Origin of the sequence: Haloferax profundi, assembly GCF_001469865.1 — an archaeon.
Classification (GTDB): domain Archaea; phylum Halobacteriota; class Halobacteria; order Halobacteriales; family Haloferacaceae; genus Haloferax; species Haloferax profundi.
Genome location: NZ_LOPV01000390.1, coordinates 1 through 5,705, shown reverse-complemented (window position 1 = coordinate 5,705; position 5,705 = coordinate 1). Strand labels below are relative to the sequence as shown.

5 protein-coding genes are annotated in these 5,705 nt (G+C 59.1%); all 5 read right to left on the bottom strand.

The window, feature by feature from the left end:
- Nucleotides 1-839 (bottom strand): sodium:solute symporter family transporter (locus tag AUR66_RS13750; RefSeq protein WP_449271640.1); only part of this gene is annotated, 839 nt, incomplete at its 3' end.
- Nucleotides 836-1,270, bottom strand: coding sequence for a DUF4212 domain-containing protein (locus AUR66_RS13745; protein ID WP_058572874.1), 435 nt, complete (start codon nucleotides 1,268-1,270; stop codon nucleotides 836-838). The genes AUR66_RS13750 and AUR66_RS13745, both read right to left, overlap by 4 nt.
- A 49-nt stretch (nucleotides 1,271-1,319) precedes the next feature.
- Entirely contained in the window at nucleotides 1,320-3,317 is a 1,998-nt protein-coding gene (gene acs / locus AUR66_RS13740) for an acetate--CoA ligase (protein ID WP_058572873.1), read from the bottom strand.
- Nucleotides 3,318-3,511: 194 nt separating this feature from the next.
- Entirely contained in the window at nucleotides 3,512-5,260 is a 1,749-nt protein-coding gene (locus AUR66_RS13735) for a bacterio-opsin activator domain-containing protein (RefSeq protein WP_058572872.1), read from the bottom strand.
- 117 nt (nucleotides 5,261-5,377) lie between these two features.
- Nucleotides 5,378-5,705 (bottom strand): AMP-binding enzyme (locus AUR66_RS13730; protein ID WP_449271639.1); only part of this gene is annotated, 328 nt, incomplete at its 5' end.

Here is a 5,705-nt window from a genome sequence, read left to right as displayed (position 1 = left end):
GTCTTCTCGCTGTCGACGGTGTAGAACCTGACGAGGACGTGCGGGAGTCCGCAGGTCCCGAAGATGAGGGAGAACGCCGTCGCAATCCAGAGGTAGAATCCAGCGTTCGCGAAGGGTTCGGAGAATTCAGTCGCGAGTTCGCCGATGAGTCTCCCGTACTCGATTTGCGGAAGGACAGTCGAGTACCCACCGGTGTACCCGACGGTGTAGACGGCCGCGAGGAACGCGACGATGAGGATGACGTACTGAACCGCCATGTTCTTCGTCGCACCCAGCATCCCCGAGATGGTCAGGTACCCGACTGTGATAGCCATCATGACGATGACCATCGTGACGTAGTCAGTCCCGAAGACGTACAGGCCAACTAAGCCCATCCCACGTGCCTGTCCGACAGAGTAGACGAATCCGATGAGAATCGTCGTCAGCGCACCGATTGCGCGTGCCGCATCAGAGTTGAAGCGGTCGCCGACGAAGTCGGGGGCAGTGTACTTCCCGAAGCGGCGCATCTGCGCTGCGAGGAAGATGAGGAGGACGAAGTAGCCAGTCGTCCATCCGACGATGAACGCGAGGCCGTAGAACCCCGCGAGGGCGACGAGTCCGGCCATCCCGAGGTACGACGCCGCGGACATCCAGTTCGCACCGATTGCCATCCCGTTTTCGAGGTTGCCAATGGACCGCCCAGCGACCCACATTCCCTCGGTGTCGGCAACTTTGAACACGTAACCGATGGCGAGGAAGAGGGTCAACATCCCGACAACCATCGCTGCTGGAATCGGCTTGAACGAGATGTTGAGCGCCTCCGGAAGCAAGTCGCCCGACTGGAGGACGATGTCGGTCATTCTGTGACCCCGCCGTCTGCTGCCGCGGTCTCACCGCGACCCGTGGCATTCACATCTTCCATCGCGGCGGCGTGGTCGATACCGTACGTCTGGTCGAGTTGGTCGCGCTTTCGGGAGTAGATGAACGCGAGGACGAGGGAACTCGTCGGCGAGACGAACCCGACGAGGAAGTAATGTGCCGGGAACCCGATGACGGGGAGTTGTGAAGTCATGAGTTCCGGGGCGACATACGTCAACACCGGTGGCCCGAACGTGACGAGCGACCACACGATGAACCCAGTCCAGATAATCTTCAGGTGGTCTCGCATGAACGGCGTGCTCGGCTTCAGGAGGTTCACCTCCCGGTCCAGGTAGTCTATCTCCTCGTGCTGTGCTGCCTTCGTCTGCGTCTCGCGTGGGCCGTTTTGGGACCCACCTGTGTTCGTCGTCATTGGTGAATTGTCACTGTGTATCGGTCAGAAATTTTGGAGTCGAGACTGCTCAGTTTCGCTGCTGCTGTACCTTCTGTTCGATCTCCTCGACGATCTCTGGGTTTCGGAGGGTCGACGTGTTCCCGAGTTCCTCGCCGTTGGCGACGTCTTCGAGCAGTCGGCGCATTATCTTGCCAGACCGCGTCTTCGGCAGTTCCGGCGTGAAGATGACCTCCTCAGGGCGTGCGATGGGGCCGATGGCGTCTTCGACGCCTTCGATGATGCGACTTCGGAGTTCATCGTTGCCCTCGGCTCCGTCTTCGGTGATGACATAGGCGTACACTGCTTCGCCCTTCAGGTCGTGTTTCGCACCCACGACTGCCGCTTCGGCGACGCCTTCGACGCCGACGATAGCAGATTCTATCTCCATCGTGCCGAGGCGGTGGCCCGAGACGTTGATGACGTCGTCGACCCGGCCGAGAACCGTGATGTAGCCGTCGTCGTCGACTTTTGCACCGTCTTCGGGGAAGTACACCCAGTCACTGGCGTCGTCGCTGTCAGTGTCCGAGTACTCCTGCCAGTACTCCTGGATGAAGCGTTCGTCGTTTTTGTAGAGCGTTCTGAGCATTCCCGGCCACGGCTTGTTGACCGTGAGGTAGCCCGCTCTGCCGGCGTCGACTTCCTCACCGTTCGTGTCGACAATTTGTGCGTCGATGCCCGGGAGCGGTGGCCCGGCAGAACCGGGTTTCATGTCGCAGACACCGGGAAGCGTCGTGACCATCATCCCGCCCGTCTCAGTCTGCCACCACGTGTCGACGACAGGGCACTCCTCGTTGCCGATGTGTTTGTAGTACCACTTCCACGCGCGTGGATTGATGGGTTCGCCAACGGTGCCGAGCAAGCGCAGACTCGACAGGTCGTGTTGCTCTGGGAACTGGCTTCCCCACTTCATGAACGCGCGAATCGCCGTCGGTGCCGTGTAGAAGATATCGACAGCGTACTTCTCGATGATATCCCACAGACGGTCACGGTTCGGGAAGTCGGGCGTGCCTTCGTACATCACCGTGGTCGACCCGAGCGCGAGGGGTCCGTAGACGATGTAGGAGTGACCAGTAATCCACCCGATGTCGGCCGAACACCAGTAGGTGTCTTCTTTCTCGATGTCGAGCACCGCGTGGGAGGTCCACGCCGCGTACGACAGGTAGCCACCAGTGGTGTGTTTGACACCCTTCGGTTGCCCCGTCGTACCCGAGGTGTACATCAAGAAGAGCATGTCTTCGGCATCACGCTGGACGGGATCCACGCGTTCGCCTGCGTGCTCGTCCATCAGGTCGTCCCAGTCGTGCTGGTTGCCTTTGAGTTCGTGGTCGAACCCATCGTCACCCAGTCGGTCGACGACGACGACGGCGTCGACGCCGTGGTCGACGCTATCGAGGCCTTCGTTCGCCTTGTCGAGGTGGTCGAGGGCGTCGCCGCGGCGGTAGTACCCGTCGCACGTGACGAGACAGCGTGAATCCGCCGAGTTCATCCGAGTCGCCAGCGCTTCCGCGGAGAACCCGGCGAAGACGACAGAGTGCGGTGCGCCGATGCGGGCGCACGCGAGCATGGCGATGGGAAGTTCCGGAACCATCGGCATGTAGAGCGTGACCACGTCGTCTTCTTCGACGCCTTGGGCCCGGAGCGCCGCCGCGAACTCGTTGACCTCTCGGTAGAGGTCCTGATACGTGTACGTCCGGGTCTCTCCGTGTTCACCTTCCCACTTGATGGCGACGCGATTCTTGTCGCCGTTTTCGACGTGTCGGTCCAGACAGTTGTACGAGGCGTTGAGTTTCCCGCCGGTGAACCACTCGTAGAACGGGGGATTCGAGTCGTCGAGTACCTGGTCGTAGTCGTCGTCCCAATCCAGCATCTCGGCCGCTTGCTCCCAACAGCCGGGCCAGTTCTCTTCGAACTCCTCGTAAATATCCGGGTCGGAGACGTTCGCCTGCGCGACGAACTCTTCGGAGGGTTCGAAGACTTCCTGTTCTGCGAGTCGTGCCTCGAGTTCTACCTGCGTTTCGTCGGTCATGCTCTGTGACAACAAGATACAGAGTATGGTATAAGGGGGATATCTAACTACCAGATTCCAATTATGAAAGGGTCGAATCACTCATATATGGCGTTTTTGTGGCCCAAATATACGTTTCTAAAAGGACATTTCAAATATGCAATCTGTATTATACAATATCGACCGTGAAGGACCACACCGTCGAACCTAACGATTTAGTGGGGTGAGTGGTCTCGGTCATCGTCGAAGAACGAGGTCAACATCTTCTGTTGAGCGGTCCGAAGATGCTGGTGGAGCGTCGGCGAGGAGACGTCGAGAGAGTCCGCGAGGTCCTCGGCAGTGCTCTCACGCGGCCATCCAAAGTAGCCGGCTAGATACGCCGCTCGGAGGGCAGAGTGCTGTTTGTCCGTCAACCGTGTCTCGACCGACTCACGGAAGTCTGTCGCGTTCTGGGGTTCCCGTTCGACCTCTCGTTTGGACCTGAGTTCGGTTTCTGGGTACGCGTCGGTCAACTCGGTTACGACTGTTCGAAGTGGTGTTTCGTTCGAAAGCTCGACGACGAAACGAGCGACACCATCGTCGGCGACGAACTCCGAGACGGTCCCATCGTGAGCAGAGACCGCTGTGAGCAGTGAATCGCGGTCTACGACGACTTCGAGGAGTGATTCGTCGCCACGGTCACGAATCAACCGGACGTTTGCAATCTCAGGTTTAGCATCCAACTCGTCGAACGCCTGTTCTGTAGACACGCCACTGAAAGCGAGGAAACACAGTAACGACCGGTCTTCGATAGGGGCGACACCTCGAAGTGCACACGTACATCCGAGCGCGTCGGAAACACGGACGAGGACATCGTTGTCGTCCGAACACTCTAATCGGAGTTGCGTGACGGTGTCCGCGAGGAGGATTTTCTTTCGCTCGGCCGCCGTGATTGCTGCACCGACCTGTCTGCCCAACGTCCCCAAGACGGCCCGCTCACGGTCCGAGACTGTGTCTATCGGTGTCCCAATGTAAAGCCGTCCGTAGGTCGTCTCACCGTGGACGACCGGAACAGCGGTGACCTCGACCGGCCCCCGACGAGTCTTGCTTCGGAACGTAGTCGGCCGGAGTAACTGGCCGTCGTCTTCTACTGTCAGTGACTCTGCCACAGAGTCGAGGATGTCGGGCACGTTCGCCTCGTCGACGCCGACGACAGTCCGAGTCGCTGTCGTCTGGGACTCCTCGGGCGAGATTAACGCAAACCGATACGCATTCGACCGGCCGAGTCGCTCACACGTCGTCTGTTCGAGTTGTGTTCGGGTACTTGCCGATGCGAGCGCATCGCTCGTCTCGGTCACGATGTCGACGACAGTTGGAATTCGTTCGTCGTAATCGGACACCGATGTGGTGTCGAACGTATCAGAATCGCCAGAGAGTGCGTCGACGACTTCGTCGTCCGTGGGTTCGTGAATGAACGGTTCGAGACTCTCCAACGTACTCCAGCCACCGACCTTCATCACGACACTGGGGTGGACACCGTCGGCCAGCAGACTTCGAGCAAAGTACCGCCGCAGGTCCCGCGACGAGATGTCGTTCAGATAATCGTACCCAGTTTGTTCGGCAGCACGCTCACCGACCGTCGAGACCAGCATCTGAAGTCGGCGTGCTGTCACCGGAAACACGCGTTCTGTTTCTTCGATATTGTTGGCCGTGACGTACTTGCGAAGCTCGTGTTCGACCTCACCCGGGAGATACGTCGTTCGGCCATCGATGGGGGTCGCAAGGGCATAGAGGTCCGTAGTCCGGTGTGCCCGAGATGCGACGTGTGCGGGGGTGAGTTCGCTCATCTCACCCGGGTGTAACCCCGCCTCTGCACCCAACCGGAGGACTAACTCTTCTCGGTACGTCTCGGTCGCTCTCCGCAGTCGGGCGTAGTCTTCCTCCCAATCTCGTGCCGGGCTAGTCCCACCGCCTCGCCGCCTCATTTTTCGCTTACTTCTACAAAAGCGAACTAAATCGTTCTGATTCCGGTGGATATCCCACGAACAGACTGGCAGTATCTCTCCTCGAAAGTCCTCTCGCCCATAATCAGATTGTTTCGGTTACGTCTCGTCTTTCGAAATAGCAGCTCGTTCCCGGACAATCGATTCGAGTTCACCGACGATTTCTGGGTTTCGGAGCGTCGAGGTGTCCCCGAAGTCTTCGCCGTTGGTGATGTTTTCGAGGAACCGGCGCATTATCTTTCCCGACCGAGTCTTCGGGAGGTCTGGGGTGAAGATAATCTCCTCGGGGGTCGCAATCGGCCCGATACGGTCTCGCACCCGAGATTCGATTTGCTCTCGAACCGCATCGTCGCCTGTGGCGTCTGCCTCCAAGGTGACGTACGCGTGGATGCCCCCCGATGGAGTCGTGTCGATACTCACGACTGCC

Coding starts and splice junctions, on each gene's coding strand:
- AUR66_RS13735 (WP_058572872.1), bottom strand. CDS start 5,260: ATGAGGCGGCGAGGCGGTGGGACTAGCCCGGCACGAGATTGGGAGGAA.
- AUR66_RS13745 (WP_058572874.1), bottom strand. CDS start 1,270: ATGACGACGAACACAGGTGGGTCCCAAAACGGCCCACGCGAGACGCAG.
- acs (WP_058572873.1), bottom strand. CDS start 3,317: ATGACCGACGAAACGCAGGTAGAACTCGAGGCACGACTCGCAGAACAG.